19 protein-coding genes and 1 pseudogene are annotated in these 19736 nt (G+C 65.1%); 2 read left to right on the plus strand and 18 right to left on the minus strand.

All coding sequences use genetic code 11. The features are described 5' to 3' along the window. Window positions 1–276 precede the first annotated feature (276 nt). The 11 genes from ACV7NQ_RS28795 to ACV7NQ_RS28845 all read right to left on the minus strand — a co-directional run bounded on the left by ACV7NQ_RS28795 (window position 277) and on the right by ACV7NQ_RS28845 (window position 12084). Entirely contained in the window at window positions 277–1311 is a 1035-nt protein-coding gene (locus tag ACV7NQ_RS28795; RefSeq protein WP_463362469.1) for a sigma-70 family RNA polymerase sigma factor, read from the minus strand. Further along, window positions 1308–2804, minus strand: coding sequence for a DHA2 family efflux MFS transporter permease subunit (locus tag ACV7NQ_RS28800; protein WP_463362470.1), 1497 nt, complete (start codon window positions 2802–2804; stop codon window positions 1308–1310). Before ACV7NQ_RS28800 ends, ACV7NQ_RS28795 begins: the two co-directional genes overlap by 4 nt. Before the next feature lie 905 nt (window positions 2805–3709). Continuing rightward, a complete protein-coding gene (locus tag ACV7NQ_RS28805; protein WP_463362471.1) occupies window positions 3710–4150 on the minus strand; it encodes a hypothetical protein in 441 nt (146 codons plus the stop codon). Window positions 4151–4540: 390 nt separating this feature from the next. After that, on the minus strand, window positions 4541–5035 hold the full coding sequence (locus ACV7NQ_RS28810) for a hypothetical protein (RefSeq protein ID WP_463362472.1): 495 nt from the start codon (window positions 5033–5035) through the stop codon (window positions 4541–4543). Continuing rightward, window positions 5032–6252 carry a hypothetical protein gene (locus ACV7NQ_RS28815; protein ID WP_463362473.1) on the minus strand — a complete coding sequence of 407 codons (1221 nt, stop codon included), beginning with the start codon at window positions 6250–6252 and terminating at the stop codon, window positions 5032–5034. Before ACV7NQ_RS28815 ends, ACV7NQ_RS28810 begins: the two co-directional genes overlap by 4 nt. 102 nt (window positions 6253–6354) lie before the next feature. Continuing rightward, on the minus strand, window positions 6355–7260 hold the full coding sequence (locus tag ACV7NQ_RS28820; protein ID WP_463362474.1) for a metallophosphoesterase family protein: 906 nt from the start codon (window positions 7258–7260) through the stop codon (window positions 6355–6357). After that, window positions 7257–8957, minus strand: a complete 1701-nt coding sequence (locus ACV7NQ_RS28825; RefSeq protein ID WP_463362475.1) for an ABC transporter permease — start codon at window positions 8955–8957, stop codon at window positions 7257–7259. The genes ACV7NQ_RS28820 and ACV7NQ_RS28825 overlap by 4 nt, the downstream gene beginning before the upstream one ends. Further along, the gene (locus ACV7NQ_RS28830) at window positions 8954–10003 is read right to left on the minus strand and encodes an extracellular solute-binding protein (RefSeq protein ID WP_463362476.1); all 1050 of its coding nucleotides are present in this window, start codon (window positions 10001–10003) and stop codon (window positions 8954–8956) included. The genes ACV7NQ_RS28825 and ACV7NQ_RS28830 overlap by 4 nt, the downstream gene beginning before the upstream one ends. 20 nt (window positions 10004–10023) lie before the next feature. After that, a complete protein-coding gene (locus ACV7NQ_RS28835) occupies window positions 10024–11043 on the minus strand; it encodes an ABC transporter ATP-binding protein (protein ID WP_463362477.1) in 1020 nt (339 codons plus the stop codon). Window positions 11044–11164: 121 nt separating this feature from the next. Then, window positions 11165–11389, minus strand: a complete 225-nt coding sequence (locus tag ACV7NQ_RS28840) for a hypothetical protein (protein ID WP_463362478.1) — start codon at window positions 11387–11389, stop codon at window positions 11165–11167. A 395-nt stretch (window positions 11390–11784) separates the two neighbouring features. Further along, entirely contained in the window at window positions 11785–12084 is a 300-nt protein-coding gene (locus tag ACV7NQ_RS28845; RefSeq protein ID WP_463366121.1) for a hypothetical protein, read from the minus strand. Here ACV7NQ_RS28845 and ACV7NQ_RS28850 point away from each other — a divergent pair. After that, window positions 11998–12570, plus strand: coding sequence for a hypothetical protein (locus ACV7NQ_RS28850; protein WP_463365857.1), 573 nt, complete (start codon window positions 11998–12000; stop codon window positions 12568–12570). The two genes, ACV7NQ_RS28845 and ACV7NQ_RS28850, sit on opposite strands and share 87 nt — an antisense overlap. A 291-nt stretch (window positions 12571–12861) precedes the next feature. Here the strand turns inward: ACV7NQ_RS28850 and ACV7NQ_RS28855 are convergent, their stop codons facing one another. The 3 genes and pseudogenes from ACV7NQ_RS28855 to ACV7NQ_RS28865 form a co-directional block, all read right to left on the minus strand. After that, on the minus strand, window positions 12862–13251 hold the full coding sequence (locus ACV7NQ_RS28855; RefSeq protein WP_463362479.1) for a hypothetical protein: 390 nt from the start codon (window positions 13249–13251) through the stop codon (window positions 12862–12864). Window positions 13252–13644: 393 nt separating this feature from the next. Beyond that, window positions 13645–13857 (minus strand): annotated as a pseudogene (locus ACV7NQ_RS28860) (recombinase family protein); the annotation flags it as partial. Window positions 13858–14121: 264 nt separating this feature from the next. Continuing rightward, a complete protein-coding gene (locus ACV7NQ_RS28865) occupies window positions 14122–14484 on the minus strand; it encodes a Scr1 family TA system antitoxin-like transcriptional regulator (protein ID WP_463365858.1) in 363 nt (120 codons plus the stop codon). Window positions 14485–14875: 391 nt separating this feature from the next. Between ACV7NQ_RS28865 and ACV7NQ_RS28870 the strand changes: the two genes are divergently transcribed. Continuing rightward, window positions 14876–15004 (plus strand): hypothetical protein, encoded by a 129-nt coding sequence (locus ACV7NQ_RS28870; protein WP_463362480.1) that lies wholly within the window; start codon window positions 14876–14878, stop codon window positions 15002–15004. Window positions 15005–15160: 156 nt separating this feature from the next. Here ACV7NQ_RS28870 and ACV7NQ_RS28875 read toward each other — a convergent pair whose 3' ends face one another. From ACV7NQ_RS28875 to ACV7NQ_RS28890, 4 genes are all read right to left on the minus strand, one after another. After that, window positions 15161–15859: an aldo/keto reductase gene (locus tag ACV7NQ_RS28875; RefSeq protein ID WP_463362481.1), complete on the minus strand. Its 699-nt coding sequence runs from the start codon at window positions 15857–15859 to the stop codon at window positions 15161–15163. Next, window positions 15856–16284 (minus strand): YunG family protein, encoded by a 429-nt coding sequence (locus tag ACV7NQ_RS28880; protein ID WP_463362482.1) that lies wholly within the window; start codon window positions 16282–16284, stop codon window positions 15856–15858. Before ACV7NQ_RS28880 ends, ACV7NQ_RS28875 begins: the two co-directional genes overlap by 4 nt. Further along, complete coding sequence (ltrA, locus tag ACV7NQ_RS28885) at window positions 16254–17726, minus strand: group II intron reverse transcriptase/maturase (protein WP_463362483.1); 1473 nt, start codon at window positions 17724–17726, stop codon at window positions 16254–16256. The genes ACV7NQ_RS28880 and ltrA overlap by 31 nt, the downstream gene beginning before the upstream one ends. A 109-nt stretch (window positions 17727–17835) precedes the next feature. Beyond that, a complete protein-coding gene (locus ACV7NQ_RS28890) occupies window positions 17836–19665 on the minus strand; it encodes a reverse transcriptase domain-containing protein (RefSeq protein ID WP_463362484.1) in 1830 nt (609 codons plus the stop codon). Window positions 19666–19736 lie beyond the last annotated feature (71 nt).

Below are 19736 nucleotides of genomic sequence, written 5' to 3' on the forward strand. Positions count from 1 at the left end.
CGAGCGCCTCGCGCAGGGTCTGCGACGATACCTCGCCGAGCAGGGCGATTGCCGCGCCGTGCTCGGCGAAGGGCGCGGGCGTTGTGGGCGTGCTCGTTGACCGCGACCTGGAATGGAACCGGTCTGCATCAGTGATTTCAGTTCCAGAATCGGCTGGCCGGGCACAGTCCGGCTGATGACGCTCCAGATCTGAACCCGCCCAGGCGAGTCCTGCACCGAAGCCGTCGACATCATGCTGGCCGGGTTGCGAGCGACTTGAGGGTGCAACGGACCTGATCAGTGGGTCGAAGGCAAGCCGAAGCGCTGGAACAGCTTTGGTTCGAGGAAGACGGTGATCCGATCGATGGCCGAGTCGGTGACGGTGAGAACGTGAATGGAATGTGCTCGGTGGATGCCGTTTTCGTCGCGCAGGTAGTAGGCGACGGCGGGTTGGGTGTTGGCGGCTGTTCGCACGCCGCGCCACTTGTCCGGGTCCGAATCGGCCTGGCAGGGCAGGAACGCCTTGTCGGCGAAGAATTCGAGGACGTGGGCGCGGCCGGCGAACCAGAGCAGGGCGGGCGGCATCTCCAGCACCACGTCGTCGCGGAGCAGCTTGGCGAGCTCCTGCATGTCGGCGTTGCCGAAGGTATGGACGTAGCGGTCGATGGTCGCCCGTTCGTCCGGGCTCAGGGATTCCGACATCTGGTCGAGCATCGGGGCGGCCTTTTCGAGTTGGGCGTGGGCGCGCTGCAATGCGCTGTTGATTGCGGCGGGGGAGGTTTCGAGTAGATCGGCGACCTCGGCCGCGGACCAGGCGAGCACGTCGCGCAGGATCAGCACGGCCAGCTGGCGGGCGGGTAGGTGCTGCAGTGCCGCGATGAACGCGAGCCGAATGCCACTGCGCGCTGCCACCACTGTTGCCGGGTCGTCGGCCGAATTGCCCAGCAGCGCATCGGGAATCGGCTCGATCCACGGGATCTCCGGATGGCGTTCCGGGTGGGTGACTATGACCTCGCTCGGACCGCCGAGCCCGGTGGGCAGAGCCCGCCTGCCGCGCTGCTCGAGCGCGGTCAGGCAGGCGTTGGTCGCTATCCGGTACAGCCAGGTGCGCATCGAGGCCCGCTGCTCGTCAAACCGGTCGGCGGTGCGCCAGGCGCGCAACATCGTCTCTTGGACCAGATCCTCGGCGTCGTGGATTGAGCCGAGCATCCGATAGCAATGCGCCAGCAGTTCGGGCCGGTGGGGCGCCGTCTGGGCCGCGAAATCCGCACTGACCGTTATGGGTGCATAACCTACCGTGGAATTGGTGTGACGCGTGTCGGTGCTGGTCATGCTGTCGTTCCCCTGCGATCCGTGGATGCCGTCGAGCCTGTGGCAACCGGTGGCTCGGTGGCGACCGGTGGTTCGGCGGGACCGGGCACGCCCGGAGCATCCTCGGGAACGGTCGCGTCCGCCGGAACTGGTGCGCCGGCAGGAACCAGCAGGCCGATCGCGGCACCCGCCAGAGCGAGAATGGCGGCCGTCCCGATCGCGGCGGCGAACCCGTCATTGAATGCTTGTGCGGAGGCGAAGCCGCCCACCGCCGCGAAAACAGCTGCGGGCAACGCGATCCCGAAGGCGCCGCCGAGCTGGCGCAGTGTGTTGTAGGTGCCCGACGCGGCCCCGACCGCAGACATCGGCACCGCGCGCAGCACCGCGCTCTGCGCCGCGGGGATGGCCATCGATACGCCGATGCCGGAGATCACGAATGGTGCGATCATCGCAGCGTACGGCAGGTCGGGGCGAGTGGCGAGCGCGATCCAGCCGTAGCCGATGGCCTGCATCAGCAGACCGGTGATGACAAGCGGACGTTCACCGAACCTGTTGACCTGCTTGCTTGCGATGGGCGCCACCAGGAATAGCGTTACTGTCCATGGTGCCAATCGCAGTCCGGCGCCCAGCGGACCGTGCTGCTGCACCACCTGCAGGAACTGGGCGAAGAAGAATGCGCCACTGAAGATCGAGGCGGCCAGCAGGAATCCCACCGCGTTGCCCGCGGAAAAGGCACGGGACGCGAAGAACTGCATCGGAATCAGCGGCGCGGCGGTGTGCAGCTCCCAGCGGACGAATCCGATCAGGGCCGCCGCCCCCGCGGCGAAGGTCAGCACGACTTCGGCACTGGTCCAACCGGATTCGTTCCCCCGGATCAGACCCAAGACCAAGCCGAGTGCGGCGATGCTCACAAGCGCGATCCCGGCGTAGTCCAATCTGCGTGCCTGGCCGAAACTTTCGGTGAGCTGCGTGCGTACCAAGGGGATCAGCACCGCGCCGATCGGCACGTTCAGCCAGAAGATCCACTGCCAGGCCAAGCCCTGCACGACCGCGCCGCCGACGAGCGGTCCGCCGAGAGTGGCCAATCCGGTTGCCGCGGCGAATAGTCCGAGCGCTCGAGTCCGCTGTTCCGGCTGAAATGCCGCCGACAGCAGGGCCACAGCTACCGGCATGATTGCGGCGGCACCGATCCCTTGAGCCGCCCGCGCGGCAATCAGCCAGCCGAGGCTCGGCGCCAGCGCGCACCCGGCCGACGCCGCACCGAACAGGGTCAACCCGCCGGCCAGCACCCGCCTGCGGCCGTAGCGGTCACCTAGCGCTGCGCCCGCCATCAAGAGCACCGCGAAACTCAAGTTGTAGGCGTTGATTGTCCATTCCAACTCGGCGATCGATGCTTGTAGATCGAGCTGGATGGCATGCATCGCCGTAGTGACGAACAGTGCGTCGAGCACGATCATCAATCCGGCAAGTGAGGTCAGCGCCAGCACCCAGCGCTGACCGACGGTCATATTCATGTCCGAAGTCCTCCTCCGAAGGGTTGTCGCGAGTACATACCGGCGTCGTCGCGCCAATTCATCGGAGGTGGCGAGGATTCCTTGCGGGGCTGGGTGCGGGCCCATCCGATCGTGCCCGCACCCAGCGGTCGGAGTCAGCCGTCGGACGGGTCGTTGAAGTGCTCGCGCAGATGCTGTTCGACCGGGGCAGCGTCGCTCTGGCCGAGCGATCGTTCACCAGCGCCCGCCGGACCGCGGAACGAGCTGGCGCGTTGGATTTGGTCGCGTTCGCCGGCGGTCCGAACGCAGGATTCATGAGCACCTGGAGTGGTGATCCACCCATGGCGCCGAGTGCGTCTATGGGTCGCTGTCGTGGGCGCGCCGCAGCGGGAATCGGCGCCTGACCGCGTTCGTAGCGACGATGGCGGCCCGGGCGCACGCGCGAATGAGCGAAGCCGACCTCTGCATGCAAATGTTGGTCGAGGCAGAAACCGAACTGTCCCGGCACCGTCCAGACGAGCCGGACCGGTTTGGTTGGCCTGACCTGTTTTCATTTGAACCAACCTCACGCTTAACGGGTTCGCTTCCAGTTCCGGGACGGATGTAGCCCCGTCTTCTGGGGGTATGTTTCGGTGTTTCGAGGGCCGCACCTGCTACGATCGGGAATTCACAGTCCGGCAGCTGCTCCGACTGCGGGACAGACCGGGTGCTGCCCGGCGTCCGAGCCAAGGACAACACACCGGTCTCCGGCGATTGCGCTGGATTCACCATTTCCTACCAGCCATCAACGTGACAGTTGATTGCGCGAGCCCAGCAGTACGGAATCCCGTCGGCGAAAGGCGGGCGTCAACAATCCGAAAGTCCAGGTGGAGAACAAACTTCACACGCTGATCTGCACCGGTGAGGGTCCCTCGGACGGGAAGTGATTATGGCAGTACGACGCACGCGGGGCCGACATTGATACCGGTTCCGATGGTCAGTGGAGTGAGGTGGGAGTAGGGGTCGAAATCCTCATCCGACACCCGCTCGACCACCACGATCTGGTGCTGCCCCTTCTTGTCGGGGGTCCATGTGGTGCGCACCGTTCCAGACGCATCTGCGGTCAAAACAGCTGGCTGGAATGTCGTGTGGGACACGTCTGCGCCGACCTCGTCGAGGAAGATCACCTCCATGCCCGGTTCCGTCTTCGCGACGACCGTGTAGGAGCAGCCAGTGCCGAGCGGGGGTTCCGAGCTACCGAAGCTCTGCCCGTGCTCGACACCGATGCTCGTGACGGTGGCCCCGGCCTGAGGCGCAGCGAGCGCGACCGCTGCGGCCAGCACACCGAGCGTCGCCACGGTGGCGGCTGTCCTGTGCGAATTGAGCACGATGAATTACCTTTTCTAGCAATGGATTTCCCCCAGATGAGAGATCGCAGCGAAGTGTCGCACAGGCACTGTTCGCGTTCAATACCCCTCTTTTGGGCGAGTGGTGCGCGCCCGACCGGTGGTCGCCGACGCCCTCGGCTACCGCCACCACACCGTTATTCGCGTCGCCGCCAAGGCCACCGTCACCCGGACCCACTACGCCGAAGCCCCCAGGATGAGCGCGATGCTGGAACGATGCCAAGCAGTAGGCGGTCCGACCGCTGAGCCCGGATCCACCGAGGCGGATTCCTCGCTCAGGTCCCGCCGAGCTCCACCAGCGCGGTCAGCGGCCGGGTGGTTCGTCGCGCGGCCCGTCGTGACACCGGCGAGCGGATGTCACGGTAGGCGCGCTCACGCTTCGTCGAGCAGCCGTCGAATCTCTGCTCGCAGTGCGGTGGCCACTCGGTCGGCGGGGACGGGCGGCAGTCCGGCCTCGATCAGTGCGGCGGTGACGTTGCTCGTGGCCGTCTCGACGAGGTCGGCGGTGAGTACCTCGGACGTCGGCGGACGCAGGGAACGCGTGTCTGTCCACGCGGATTCGGCCGCGGCGACGGCGGCGTCCATCGCGGCGTCATCGCTGCGGGAACCCATGGCCTCGGGGAGATCCCGGCGGACCCGACGCCGGACGGCGGCGCCGATCCGCTGCAGCAGGGTCTGCGTGCCGGACTTGGACCCCTCCTTGATCGCTTCGGCCATGCCGTCCGCGACGTTCTTCAACAGCCACAGCCCCACCACGGCCGCGAGGGTGGCCGGATCGAACCGCACCTCGCCCGGGGGTTGCAGATGAGGAAGGTCCGCGGCCAGCTCGTCCGCGATCGCTGCGGCCGCGGTCTCGAGGTCGCTCATGTGTCGCCTTTCGTGGTTGGAAGCAGGTGGGCGCGCGCCGATTTGGGGCGGAGCAGCGCCGTCTCGCCGTCGAGCAGGATACGTCGCACGAGACGGTTGTCACCGACGGCGAGCGCCTGCGCGATCAATTGCCGGTCCAGGTCCAGCCACTGGTTGTCCAGGTCGAACCATTGGTAGAACAGTCCGTCCACGACCCGAACGGCCCATTCGTCGGCGACCCGATGGATTCGCGCCGCGGGCGACTCGTCGGTGCCCGGCTCGGCGGTTACGGGCAGCGCTGCGGCGATCGTTCGTGCCGCGTGCAGATAGGGGTAGCTGTCGTAGAGCGCCTTGGCGAACCCGCCGCGATCGTAGGTCGGCTGATGGACGGCCGCGTCACGCATCTGCTCCCCGCAATCGAGGAATCCCGCCGCCAGCTGTCCGACGATATCCTGATATCCATCCTGAACGGCAAGCTGGGCGAGGGGCGTCATCGATTGCGCGGCAGTGATCTTCGCATCCGCGTAGGCAAGATACCGCGCCCAGAGCGCGAGGCCCTGCGTGCCGTCCGCGGACTGGGCGACGGCGCTGGCGAGCATGACCGCGGTCAGAGCGTCGGCGGCGGTCGCACCATCGACGAGGCCGAGCTCCCGCTGCTCCCACACCGCGCTGATGAGTCGCTGTTCCTGCGCGTGGACGACGTCGGATGGCGCCATCCCGGGGCGCGCGATATCGCCCAACCCCAGTTCCTTGATGAGCGAGAGCAGTCCACGTCGGATCGGTGGCCGCGCGCCCGGGGCCGTGATCGCGGCCGCGTTCTGGATGAACCTCTGCAGGTGGGCGATCCGATCGTTGGCGATCCGGCAGGCGCGGGGCGCCAGCGCGGCGAGCCGGTCACGAGCGGGAGTTCGTGCCAGATCCACGTCGAGGGTGCGCCAAGCCCCGGACTCAGGTGGGGCCGTGTGGTGCAGCCGCCCGGACAGGTCGGGCCGCACCTGCGCCCAGCCCTCGCGCACCGGTCCGTCGCGCTCGACGTGGCGCAGGTGCGCCGACATGTCCACGACGCCCCGCTCGGGATCCTCGGCGACGGCCGCGAGATCCCGCTCGGCAGACTGCGAATAGTGTTCCAGCAGCTGCAGATTCGCGTCGATATACCTCGGGTGACCGCCGATGACGGCGCACGCCAGCAACGCGGCCTCGCAGAAGCAGTCGAAGTCGCTCCGCGGCAGATCCCACATGCCGAGCCCCCTTGTCGCTGGCGGATGCGGTCAATGTAACCGAGGTCCGCCCGAGTAGGCGCCTGATCCGGCTGTATCCAGCGGGGACGAGGTGTCCCGCCTTCAGCCACCGATGACGGCGAAACCCGGATGGCAGCGGGCGGCTTCGCGGGCGGGATCGAGCAAGGAGCGGGGCCCGCGTAGCGTCCAGACAACGATAGCGTCGGTGTCCGGATAGCTCGCGAAGCAGTTCTGGATGTCGGCTTGTGTTGCGGCGACCAGGGGTTCGCGGATTACGGGTGCGGTATCGACCGGCACAATGGACATGGTGGAGGTGCCGGACACCTCGAGGTAACCGTGCGGCCCGAACTCGTGTTTGCGGGCGGCGTGGGCGCTGCCTGAGTAGGCGGCGAGTGGGTCGGTGGCGATTGTCCTGCGCTGATGCACATGGCCCAGCGCCCAGTAGTCGTAGCGGCGGGCGGCCAGCGTTTCTACCGTGGTGGGCGCACACGTGCGGCGGCTGTGCACACCGGTGAGACTGGTGTGCAGTACTCCGATGTTGCGCAGTCCGGGCACCGCGTCGGGGTAACCTGCGGCGAGGTCGCGGCCCTCGTCCGGATCCGCGATGGATTGCGCGTGGATCGCTAGTCCAGCGTGGTCCCAGAATCGGGTCGACGGGGTCTGCGGTCCGGCCAGCCAGGTGGTCGGTGGCAACCGAAGTTGTGCGGGCAGCGGGGATTCCGCGTCGTGGTTACCCCAGATAAGCGCGACCGGGATGCCCGCGTCGTGCAGATCGGCCAACGCCGCTTCGGCGACGCTTCGCGCGCGGGCGGTGACCTCATTCCGGTCGAAGAGATCGCCCGCGAGCAACATCCCGTCGTAGCCTCCGGTCAGGATCCGGTCCAGCAAGGCGGCGAACGCGTCGTAGGCGGATTCGACCGGGTCGATTTCCGGGCAGCCCGGATAGTCGGGCAACCCCCGCAGACGCGCACCGAGATGGATGTCGGCGACGTGCGCGAGCCGGATCATGCCAGCCGTGCCGCGTTGATGCGGCGGCGCCAGAGTTCGACGACCACCAGGACGACGGTGGAGCCGAGCACGCCGATCACGGTCATGGCCATCGCTTCGGCGCGGTGGCCCTGGTCGAATTCGGAGATAATCCACGGGGACAGCAGATCCAGGGTCGGCGGGCGAATCATCGAGGAGGCGACGACCTCGCGCAGGCTGAGCAGGAAGGCGAGCAGCCAGCCGGACACGATTCCGGGGACCAGCAGTGGAATCATGATGCGCCAGAAGGTTTGCACCGAGGTGGCGCCCGCTACTGCGGCGGCTTCTAGCAACCGGTCGTCGACACCGGAGCGGGCGGCCTTCACGCTCTGCAACACCATGGGCAGGGCGATCACGGCGTAGGCGAGGATCAGCATCCCGCGGGTGTTGTACGGGGTGACCGGCAGCCAGCGCGCGTTCCACAGGAAAATGAACCCGATCACCAGGACGATAGTCGGAATGGTGTCGGGAGCGACGCCGAGCAGATCGACCACACGTCGCGCGGTCATGGCGGTGCGCTCGCGGCGAGCGATCGCCAAGGCACAGGCCACGCCGACGAGGGTCGCGATCGTCGCGGCGATGAGTGCGAGCACCGCGCTATTCTGCAGCGCCATCAGGCCATCGCCGGGGCGCAACACCCGGGCGAAGTAGTCGAAGGTGAGGTTGTTCAGGCTGGGCGGCTGGGAGCGCAGTACCGTCATCGCGCCCAGCACGATCACCACGAACGGTATGACAACCGATACGAGCAGGATCAGTCCTAGCCATGCCCAGCCCAGCACGGCCCAGCGCCCGAGCCGCACCGTCGCCCGGCGCGCGACCCGCCCGCCGAACGGCACTTCCCGCCGCGCGACCCACTGCTGCAGCACCCACACCGACATGCCGACGGTCAGCAGCACACTGGAAAGCGCTGCCGCTCGGGGGAAATTCAACGGGTCGATGGCGACGTTGCCGTAGATCTCCGAGACCAGCACTGGGAATCCGATGCGGTTGCCCAGGGTGATCGGTGTGCCGAATTCGCCTGCCGCGCGGATGAACACGATCAGTGCACCGAGCGCGTAGGTTGGTGTCAGCAACGGCGCGAGCACCAATCGAAGGCGTTGGGCGCCGGTCGCCCCGGCGACCGCAGCCATCTCATCGAGCGAGGCGGGGACCGCGTCCAGCCGGACACGCAGTAGCAGGTACATGAACGTGAAGATCTCGCACGCCATGATCGCGGCCATCCCGACCGGACTCTCCACCACCGCACGCACCATCGCGCCTGCGGGACCCAACCAGCGATCGGCCAGCCCATTGACACGGGTGAAATCCACCCACGCGAGCGCCGCCACATACGGCGGAGTCATGAACGGCACCATCACCGCGATGTCGATCCAGCGATGCCGCCGCAGTGCGGTCCACGACATCAGGAACGCCAACGGCGCGGCCATGGCGGTGGCGATGACAACCACGAGTAGGCCGAGCAGCACGGTGTTGGCGAGGACCCGCAGTTGGCTCGGTTGCCAGAGTTCACCAAGGGCCGATGGTTGACCGTTATATCCGGTCACCGCGCGCAACAGCACTGCGACCAGCGGCGCGGCCACGGCTACCAGCAGCAGGAGTAGCAGCGCGTACATGGGGCCCCGCCCCGCCCGCCGCACCGTTGCGGCGCGCGGGGCAAGCGTCTCGGTGGTGGTCGTCACGAACGCAGGTAGCGCGTGGTGAACTCGGCGAGTACGGCCGCACCGGTGGCGCTGATCTTGTCCCAGGTGAAGTCGAGCTGCTTCACGTCACCGTACGTGTGGGTGCCTTCGGCGGCGGGGACATCCTTGCGGGCCGGAATCATGTAGTGCGAGGCCGAGATCGCCTGGCCCTGCGGCGACATCAGGAAGTCGGCGAACGCCTTCGCTGCCTCGGGGTTCTTGGTGTCCTTCAGGATGAACAGCGGGCGCGGTGTGATGGTGGTACCCGACGACGGGAGCACGACCGCGAGCGGTTCGCCCTTCTTGATCGCCGAGTAGGCGGAGTAGTCCACACCGCCCAGAATTACCGCGTGCGAACCGGCGGTCACGTCGTCGAGGGCGGGACCGTTGGCGCCTTGCACCACCAGACCGTTGGCGAACAGCTTGTCGAACAGTTCCCAGGTCCGGTCCTTACCCCAGGCGGCGACCATGGCGGCGATCAGGTCGGACGCGGTCCCGGATTCGCGCGGGTCGGGCATGATGACCTTGCCCTTGTACTGCGGGGCCGCCAGATCCGACCAGTCGGAGGGCTTACCGGGGGACACCCTGGTGTTGACCACGAGCGCCAATGCGGAGCCGTCGCGGCCGGTGAAGCTGTTGTCGGGTCCCAGCCAGCCGGTCTGGACCTGGTCGGCGCCCTGTGGGCGATAGGGCAGCGCGGCACCGGCTTTCGCGTACTTCGCGGCGGGCGACCAGGACGCCACGTAGACCACGTCGGCCTGCGGGTTGTTCTTCTCCGCGTCGAGCTTCGCGGTGATCTTGCCGGTCTCACCGGCGAAGACCGCGACCTTGACCCCGGACGCCTTGGTGAAGGCGGCTGCCAGATCGTCGGTCAGCTCCTGCGGATTGGCCGAGTAGAAGGTGATCGTCCCGGATAGGCCCGCGGGAGCGGTCCAGGTGCTCGAGCCCTGGACCGGTGCGGGTTCTTCTACGGCGGATCCGCAGCTGGCGGAGACCAGCAGCGCGGCCCCAGACAGCGCGAGCAGCGCGCGACGATTGAGTGACATGAGTTTTCCTTTCGATGCCTCTAGGAAGCGAGGATGATGACGTCCTCGGAGGCGAATGCGAGGTGGACCTCGGCGCCCGGGGAGTAGGTGTGGCGGTGCGTGACGATCCACAGGCGGTCGACACCGGCAACGTCGCAACCGAGTTCGTAACCGCCGCCGGCGAACACCGCCGTACGCACGGTGGCGGCGACGGTTCGCTGATCGGAGGGTGCAGTCTCGTCGTCGGCCAGCACTCTGACACGACCGGCCCGTATGCCGCTGATCCCGTCGGGCAAAGGGTTGAAGGAGCCGACGAACTCGGCGACGAACGAATTCGCGGGCTTGTCGTACAACTCTTCCGGGCTGCCGTGCTGGTGTACGCGTCCGGCGCGCATGACGACGATCCGGTCCGACATGCTCATCGCCTCGGCCTGATCGTGCGTCACATAAACCGTGGTGACACCGAGTTCGGTGGTCAACGCGCGCAGCTCCGTCCGCAACTGCGCGCGCAGCGCGGCATCGAGCGCGGACAGCGGCTCATCCATCAGCAACAATCGCGGCCGGGCCACGATCGCGCGGGCGATCGCGACGCGCTGCTGCTGGCCACCGGAGAGCTGATGCGGCATCTTCGCCGCGCTCGCCTCGAGATCGACCTTGGCGAGTGCGTCGGCGACCCGAGCCGCCATCTCGGCGCGCCCCACCCCCCGGACCCGCAGCGGGAAGGCGACATTGGCGCCGACGCTCAGATGCGGCCACAGAGCCAAGTCCTGGAACACCATTCCTGGTTCTCGCCGGTGCGGCGGCACGAAGACGCCCTGGCCCGCGTCGAAGACGACCCGATCTCCGAACCGGATACTCCCGCGCTGTGGTCGGTCCAAACCCGCCAGACAACGCAGCAGTGTCGACTTGCCACAACCCGAAGGACCCAGCACGGAGACGAATTCGCCGGGCTCGACAACGAGATCGGTCGGCAGTAGACCCGAGCCGTCCGGGAAAGTTCGGCACAAATCCTCGACGACGATGCCGATACCCAGCTGGTCGGGCCCGCTCGAGGAGGTCACTGGACCGGGTCCGTTCGGTACTCGGCAGAAAGCGGAATGCGTAGCGCCGCAGATACGCGCGGCCCGGTGAATAGATGAATCGGAATGTTCTTTCTGAGAGCTTGTGGCCAGCAACCTGATGTCAGTACCGATGCAGGATCAGGTCGGTCTCGAGCACATCGGTCCTGTTCAGCCAGCCACGGGAGTCGAGCAGGGCAATGGCTTGACCTACGTAGCGATGTCGCCTCGGACAGGGTGTCGACTTGAACGAGAACTCGACAATCGTGCCTGTGCCTGTGCCTGTGCCCGCAGCATCGCGGATCGGCAGCACCTCCAGATCGACGTCGACGCCCTGCCAGCTCTCCATTCCCTACCAGTCACCGGACCGCGCTGGCGGGAAGCCTTGATCATGTCGCGGCCCCAATTTGAGGTTTATTCGAGACCACACCCGCAAGAACCACGAGTGCCGGGAGCAGAAGGTGTTGGAACCTCGGTGTTCGCCCGATCACGAGCGGAACTGTTACGGACCGATCCGAATAGACAGCGAACAACGGCAGACACAAATGTGAACAGTCGGCGTTTACCACGCTGGGGACGAGTTGGCCCGCTATGTGGCCGAGCTGCTGCGTCAGGTGTAGGCGCCACTATGGCCGATCTCGAAATGAGCTCGATCCCCTCACTCCATGGACTCGACCGGGCCGCAGAGGGACTGCTTCGGAAACCGATCGCTTTCCCGCGTCCACAGTCTGTGCAGATCGGTCTTCAGGTCCAGCATTGCCCCGGCATCGACACCTTGGCTCGAATGTTGTTGGACACCAATTTCCTTCGGAGACCGGCGAGCATCCGCTGTTGCCGCTCGCCCGCGAGTTCGGCCTGATATTTGAGCAGCGACTGTTCGGGCAGGTACGTGAGTGTCGTTGCCGCAGAGATGAACTCATGCCCGAAATCGACGGGTGGGTGGTGGGTCGGCTGCCGGTGCCACACCCTCGGGCCGGTGTGCACACCGAGACGTTGGGGGCGGTCGTCGACCGGCTGGCCGAAGCTCAGGTGCGGGCGTGGCATCTGCTGATGACGATCAACCCGGCCGACCCGCTGGTGCATGCGGCCTGGTATCGGCTGGCGGAGCTGGTCGAGAGCTACATCGACCTGACCACCGATGTCATGCGTCGCGCACGGCGTCTACCGATGGGGGGGATCACGACTGATGACTACCGGACTTCCGAGCAAGGAAGCAGTGCTGGCCGCCTGTCGCGGCTTCCCGATATGACCGATCATCCAGTGCTGGATGCGGCCGGTGAGCTCGCTGTGCTGCATCAGACTCGGGAGCAAACCCCCGCGTGCGAGCTGGCCGAGATCGACTGGCAGCGCACGTGTTTGATGCAGGTGATCGGCGTTGGTGGCCCCGGTCCCGTTCCCTGCGGCCCGGCTGCACGCCCACACGATGGGGCAGGTGGTCGATCAGCTTGCGCAGCTGACCGTGTACACCGATATCGCGCTGGCCGCGGCCCCCGACAGCCTGTGCTCCGACGCCTCGGTCCGGCTCGATGAGCTCGATGATGCGTATCAAGATCTCGCCGACGACCTCGTCCGTGGCACCCGGCGAATTCCCGAGATCACGACGCCGTGGTGATCCGGAGCAGCGGCTTTCGTTGCCCTCGCGCTAGGCCGCGTAACGCGGTACACCGTCGAGCTGCCGGTCAGAGCGCGGCCAAGCACCGCCGCGCGCTCGCCCGCGCCCGGGTCGCGGTCGAGGCCGACCAGTCACAGAATGTCCTATCTCATCTATCGAGGATCGCTGCGCGACGGCCGCCGGGCGCCCTCTCCGGGGTCACGCTCGCGCTACTTCCATTCGAAGAACCGGCCTTCGGACTTGCCGCTCTCGTCGACCTGCCACTCGAACACGATGGCGATCCCGTTGAGCCGCTCCAGTGCCGAGGAGGTGGTCTCGTAGTACAGGGCGCCCCGCCAACTGATGGCACCGGGCCGGGTGAAGCGGCCCACCCCGGTAGCGCGGAGGGTCGCGGTCTCGCCCTCGGCGGTCACCACGACCCCGTTCCCGCTTCCCGCGATGGTGCCGTTGGGGCGGATCGTGCCGGTATAAGTCAACGTCGAGGTGACGTGGACCCCACAGAGAGTGCCGGCGGACTGATCGGTCACCTCCTGACGCGGCCCCTGACCCTCATCGGGCAACACCCTCGTGCCGGTCGTCTGTCCAGTGGATTCGCCCACCTGTTCACCAAGCATGTCGAGCCTCCTACCCGTCGTCTCCGCTTGTGGTGGATGCTTTTGCATCCTCGCGATGCCCGACCGGGCGGCGCTGTCAACCGTGTGCCACCCATCGGGCGTCACTACGACCAATACCCAGGACCGAAGATCCCGTATGCGCAGTGGCTGTTCGGTGTGCCGCCAGGGTTCGGGGCACAACGAGCGTTACCAAACCCATGGTCCTCCGCACGAGGGGGCGATGTCTAGGCCGACCCGGATGCGCGCGCCGACCGTGCCGGTCAGCACACCACCACCGAGCTCGCCGAACTGTTCAACGTCGCCCGCTCCACCGTCTACCTGGACTCACCGACCGGGCGTACTCGAATCTGATTCAAATCGTTGGATTTTCACCGGAAGCTACCCTGGCGGCGGCCCCAGGGCCCGCCGGAATCCTGGCCGGTGGTGATCTGGTCGCGTAACGCCGAGTACGAGAAGTTCGGCTAGGTGCAGTACCGAACGGCCGAGCCGGTCCAGGCGGGTGATCGCGATGGTGTCGCCGGTGCGGGCGGTCTTAAGAACCAGGTCCAGTTGCGGGCGGGAGGCTTTCGCGCCGGAGGCAGCGTCGATGTAGACGTCGGTCTCGGCGACCGCGGCCCGGCCGGAGGACTACCCCTACCCCCTGTTTCCCGAACCGGGCGGGCTGCTGGCCTGGGCGGTGACCGACACCGGGGAACTGTCCTGGCTCACCCACCGTCATGTCGGGGGCTGTCCTTGCCGTCTGTGCAGTGCGGCACTGATGAGCGCTCGCGCCGAATCGCCCGTTACCGCGAGTTCGGCCAGATCCGCGAAAATCCGGCCGTAGATGGCGATCTCTCGGGGCTGAGTGACCGTCAGCTATGCCGTGATCGCTTCCACCAAGACCAAGCGGGTATCGAACATGGCGAAGTTGGTTACCTGCATGGGCAATTCGGCCTGAGCCGGGACGATGCCCAGTAGGACGCGGGGTAAGCCGATGACCGCTAGGAGCCTGTCCAACTGCCCTGCCATGACGGCGTAACCGGCCGTGGTCGACAACGCCTGCTCGGCAATCAGGATATGGAACCGATGGTTTCCCTTGTACAGGAGCTGTTGCCGCTCAAGGCGTTTTGATACGCCTTGGTCCAAATCGTCTGGCACACGGTAGAAGTCGATGTACCGACGTAGCACCGCTTCGGCGTACTCCGCGGTCTCGTATCCGGCGCATCGCAGGTGTGGGATGAGAGGCTCATGATGCGGTGGCCGAGGTGCACCATTTCGCGTCCCGCTCGTATGAGTGGATCGTGGAGGGAGTCATCAAAGCCTGCTTCGGCCCAGTCATTACCGACGAAGATCATCGATCACCTCCCTTGTGTCGAGCAGCGAATTCTGTTCGAGCCCAAGGTGACCCGGCGGCGACCTAATGGATCAGTGCTCGACCGGCACGACACCCCATCAGCGCTACAGGTAGCCTCACCGGCCGGCCGGGGCACGATCTAACCCTAGGAATCGGATAACACTCCAGGCGGCAGAAGTGCTCACCGGCCGGCGGCTCGGTTGATCAGACTGCCTCCCACTGGTCACCACCGGTCGTAGGCGCGCTGATCGACTCCCATTAGACGATCCCGACGACATGTGGGACCTGATCCAGAGCTTCGATCACCCCGCGTTGGGGATTCTGCCGGACGGCCGCAACATCGCATTGGACACCCTGCTCGAGGGACGGGTCCTGACACATCGTTTGACCTTGCTGCCGCGTTGACCGAGCACATTTCCGACGAGTCCGCATACGAAGTCGCGTTGATGTGTGGCAACCCGTCGCTGTTCACCGAGCCGGCGTCGCCGATCAGCGAACTCGTCCGGCACGAACACCGCTCGGCGCTCGGCGCCCGTGGGCAGGCTGGTTTCCTGCCCCGGGTCAGAAGTAGGTGGGCATGCGCGGGACGTAGGGTTCTGCGAGGGAAGCGATCTCCGCGTCGGTCAACTCGATGTCGAGGGCTGCGACGGCGTCGGCGAGGTGATGAGGTTTGGTCGCGCCGACGATCGGCGCGGAGACGACCGGGTTCTTCAGCACCCATGCCATGCCGATCTGCGCCATCGACACGCCGCGGGTGTCGGCGATCTTGGCCACGGCGTCGACGATGGCCCGGTCGGAGTCCAGGAACAGGGGGCGGCCGTACTGGTCGGTGTCGGGGTTGACCTCGGCGCGGGGGGTCGAGCCCTCGCCCCACGGCCGGGTGGCCTTGCCTCCGGCCAGCGGGCTCCACGGGATTGATCCCACGCCCTGGTCGGCGAGTAGCCCGAACATCTCGCGCTCTTCCTCCCGGTGGATCAGGCTGTACTGGTCTTGCATGGAGACGAACCGGGTCCAGCCGTTCGCATCGGCGGCGTGCTGCATCTTGGCGAAGCGCCACGCCCACATCGAGGAGGCGCCGAGGTAGCGGGCCTTGCCGGCCTCGACCACGTCGTGCAGCGCCTCCATCGTCTCCTCTACCGGGGTCTCCGGGTCGAAGTGATCGGATTCTGTTGACTGGAGCGGGATTTGGGCGCGGCGGCGCAGACGAGTTCGTGCTGGAGTTCTGCCCCAAGCCAGAGTTCCCGAATGGCGCCCGGTCACATGGCAGGTTCTGGCAGGTGACCGAGACGACGGATAACACGCTCGCGCAACAGAAGATACTCACTCCACCGGCGGGACAAGGGACCAGGCGGACGTTCGACAACGCGAGCCGCTGTCACCGTCTGACCAAGCTGGAACTGATCACGAGTCAGATCGAGCTCGACACCGCTGGGCAACCGGTTCCACCAGTGAAAACCACACTGTTTCCCTTCAAGCTGCACCTCGCCGACCATCAGGTCACCACCGAAGACGTCATTGACGATCAACGCCGTGATGGTTAGGTAGGCCCCGGACGCGGTGTCGGCGTTGCCGCCGATCCGTTTTCCGAGGCCCCCTGCCGCACCCGGCGTGCCTGTCTCGAGGCACCGGGCGCTCCACGTGTCTTGCCCGCTGGTCAACTCGCGGTTGCCGGTTTCGGTGTCCACGGGGTCGGGATTGTGCTGCCGCGGTAGCGGGTCACGGTGACGCTGGCTGCGCCGGTGAACACGACCCCGTTGTGAGCGAACCTCCATCCCTTGTCGCAGAAGCGGCGTCGGAGCTCCTTCATCATGAGCCGGTGTTTGCCTTTGTATTTGGCACGTATCCAGCGCATCAGGCGGAGCCATGTGAATCGGTCCACCGCGTTGAACACAGCCTTCGACACACCGTAGCGAAAATGGTTCGCCCATCCCGTCAAGGTCCTGTTCAGGCTGGTGAGCAGCTCATCCAGCCTCAGGACACGGGTGGATCTGTAGGTTTTCACCTTCACCTTGTCCTTGATCGCCTGGATCGCTTTCTTGGACGGTGTGGTGTAAACCCGATACTGATTCGTCCCCCTCTTCCGTAGGCGTCGAATCGTGAATGAGAGGAAGTCGAATCCCTCGTCGATGTGGACCACTCGGGTTTTCTCCGGCGACAGCCGCAACCCCAATGGGGCGAGCACCTCCGCCACCTCCAAGCGTAATGCTTCGGCATGTTTCTTCGTGCCGGAAACCATGACGATAAAATCGTCCGCGTAGCGGATGAAACGCCAGTTCCCCAGCCCTTGCCTTTTACGTTTGGACCGCTGCCATTTCGTGCCCATCTGTTCCTGCCATTGCTGGTCGAAGTGCTCATCCAGCCTCGACAGGGCAATATTAGCAAGCAACGGAGAGAGAATTCCTCCCTGTGGTGTCCCTCTCGGTGTGTCTTCCCGTTCCCCGGCACCGATCATGACACCGGATTTCAGGAATGCCTTCACCAGCCCGTACACACGTTTATCTCCGATCCTCACCCGCAGGCGTTCCATCAACGCCGTATGCGAGATTTCGTCGAAGCACGCCTCGATATCCGCATCCAGAATCCAGTGATAATCCATGCTACCGGAACTGGAGTGGTGTATCTCGGCAATCGCGTCCTGCGCACGCCGGTTCGGCCGGAACCCGTACGAGCACGGCAGAAAATCCGCCTCGAAAATAGGCTCGAGCACCGACTTGAGACTCGCCTGGACCACGCGGTCAGCGACGGTAGGAATCCCCAGCTTGCGGAGTTTTCCGTTCGCTTTCGGAACCATCACCCGCCGGACCTCGACCGGCCGGAACTCACTCGACTTCAGTAGGTTCCGAACATACTCCAGGAAAGCCTGAACCCCGATCACCGACTCGATCCAGGCCACTGTGACCCTGTCGATTCCCGGCGTTTTCGCCCCAGCATTCCCGGACACGCGTTCCCACGCGTGCACGAGAAAAGCCGGATCGTAAACGAGGTTGTACAAATCCCCGAACCGACGGGAGGTATCTTCTCCCGCCCATCGATGCAATTTAGTCTGCATCCTCCGTACCGTGAAGTACGCCGAATCAGCATCCGGCCACTCCACAGCGCCGATATTCACCAGCGCGTCTTCGGTCATTACAGTCCTTCCTTGCTTGACACGCTGCCGCCGCTGGGTAGGCCGTCGGCGAGGTGTCCGCGTGCGCGGCTCCTTTTCCGACGGCCCCCCTCCGAACCGGGCGTGCGACTTATGACCGCACCCGGCTCTCCAGTGCCGTTTTCCTCGAATCCTGCCGGGTGGAACATCCGTTGTGGATGTCTTTGTGGCAGTCGCGACAGACGATAAGGGCTTTGCGGCGGCGTGATGCCATCTGCTTTGCCCAGTCGGGCTGCTCAGCCTCATTCTCCGAGGGGAGGTCGCTCAGTCGCCGAATGTGGTGCGCTTCGACGTCCGTGTATTTCTTGCAGAGTTCGCAGCGGCCGGTCATGAGCCGGTCGATGAGTTCTGCGGAGCGCTTCCTCCATACCGCCGGGAGTTCGTCTTTGAGGGTTACCCTCATGGTCCTGCGGGCCAACGATATTCCGCCCCACCGAGCGACCAGGGCTTTCTTTCCGCTCCCGCGTTCGACTTCGACCTGAAGTCCCCTTCGGGGACCGGCAGGCGTCTGCCAGGTGGACCGGTAACGGTTCCAGACCTTGGTGACGCTGATCTTGTTCTTATGTCCCAGCGTCTTGGTCAAAGACCGTTCCATAATCCATCTCAGCAGGCCGAGACGGTGCCGGTTGTAGGCCAGCTGGTAATACTCCGCGATGCCCCGGAACCCCGCCTGATAGCGCGCGACGATCCGGAAGTCCGAATCGTGCGCACGCGCGAGCAGAGCAGCAGGTTTACCGCGGCGCAGATAGGGTTTGCGTTTTCCCCGCACGACATCCATCGGCACTTTCAGGCCGATCTGCCCGTTGATCGAGCGGTGACCGTTCCGATCGCGCTTGGCGTCGTTGTGGTGGACCACGATTTCGTAGCCGAGAAATCGAGCGGCCTGTGTCCGCCCGTGGGTGATCAGGGTCTTCGGCTCGGACAGTTCCAGCTTCAAACGATCCCGCAGGAACCTACCGACCTGTTCCTTGATCAATTCGGCTTCCCGCCGTGTTCCGGAGAATCCCAGCAACCAATCGTCGGCATAGCGGATATAGTGCAGCCGGCGGAAACCCGGATCATTCGGGTCATGAGAGGGAAGTTGTTGCAGCTGACGACGCAACTGCCGCGCTTCCTCCCGTTGACCACGTTTCTCCAGCTTCCATGCTGCCTTGTGCACCCGCATATACGGCAGATACGGCCTGCGCCGGGCTCCCCGGTTGAAGGCGGGCAGAAGTGTTGTCTCGACGTACTTGTCCAACCGGTCCAGATAGATGTTGGAGAGCAAAGGACTCAAAATACCCCCTTGCGGTGCGCCACTCAATGTTTCGTGGTAACGCCATTCCTCTAGATATCCAGCCTGGAGCAGTCCGTCGATCAACCGCAAGAAACGGTTGTCGTGAATGTCTTCGACCAGAATGGAGTGCAGCACCCCATGGTCGAGCCGGTCGAAACACTGGGAGATATCTCCCTCGACGAACCACGTCATACTGCGCCACGACTGCGATATTTCCGTCAGAGCGGTGTGACAGCCCTTCCCCGGCCGGAAGCCGTGAGAACGTTCGGAAAACTGCGGCTCGTAATACGCTTCCAACAGGGAACGGATCACTTCCTGCAACAGCTTATCCGACCACGACGGCAGACCCAGGGGTCGGCGTTTCTTCGGCGATCCTTTCTTGTCGATATATACACGCCTTACCGGGGACCACCGATAGCGCTCATACCGCAGCGCTTCGATGATCGCCTGAATCTTCTTCAGGCTCATGCCATCCACGGTCTCCTGATTAGAGCCGGGCGTCATGGAACCGTCGTTTCGGTAGATCTTGCCGTAGGCACGCAGATACAACTCCGGGTTGAACAAGTGCCGATACAATCTCTCCAGTGGCAATCCTCTCTTACCGCGTTCATGGATGATCTCCCTCAGGACTTCGGCTCTCTGCATTACGCATACCTCATCTATCCGGATAACCTCGACACCTGTGCCACTTGGCCCTGTGAACGGCTTTCCCGCTC

Source organism: Nocardia sp. Tas62D01, from assembly GCF_055232035.1.

Coding starts and splice junctions, on each gene's coding strand:
- ACV7NQ_RS28795 (WP_463362469.1), bottom strand. CDS start 1,311: ATGACCAGCACCGACACGCGTCACACCAATTCCACGGTAGGTTATGCA.
- ACV7NQ_RS28800 (WP_463362470.1), bottom strand. CDS start 2,804: ATGAATATGACCGTCGGTCAGCGCTGGGTGCTGGCGCTGACCTCACTT.
- ACV7NQ_RS28810 (WP_463362472.1), bottom strand. CDS start 5,035: ATGAGCGACCTCGAGACCGCGGCCGCAGCGATCGCGGACGAGCTGGCC.
- ACV7NQ_RS28815 (WP_463362473.1), bottom strand. CDS start 6,252: ATGTGGGATCTGCCGCGGAGCGACTTCGACTGCTTCTGCGAGGCCGCG.
- ACV7NQ_RS28820 (WP_463362474.1), bottom strand. CDS start 7,260: ATGATCCGGCTCGCGCACGTCGCCGACATCCATCTCGGTGCGCGTCTG.
- ACV7NQ_RS28830 (WP_463362476.1), bottom strand. CDS start 10,003: ATGTCACTCAATCGTCGCGCGCTGCTCGCGCTGTCTGGGGCCGCGCTG.
- ACV7NQ_RS28840 (WP_463362478.1), bottom strand. CDS start 11,389: ATGGAGAGCTGGCAGGGCGTCGACGTCGATCTGGAGGTGCTGCCGATC.
- ACV7NQ_RS28845 (WP_463366121.1), bottom strand. CDS start 12,084: ATGCCACGCCCGCACCTGAGCTTCGGCCAGCCGGTCGACGACCGCCCC.
- ACV7NQ_RS28870 (WP_463362480.1), top strand. CDS start 14,876: ATGTGGGACCTGATCCAGAGCTTCGATCACCCCGCGTTGGGGATTCTG.
- ltrA (WP_463362483.1), bottom strand. CDS start 17,726: ATGACCGAAGACGCGCTGGTGAATATCGGCGCTGTGGAGTGGCCGGAT.
- ACV7NQ_RS28890 (WP_463362484.1), bottom strand. CDS start 19,665: ATGCAGAGAGCCGAAGTCCTGAGGGAGATCATCCATGAACGCGGTAAG.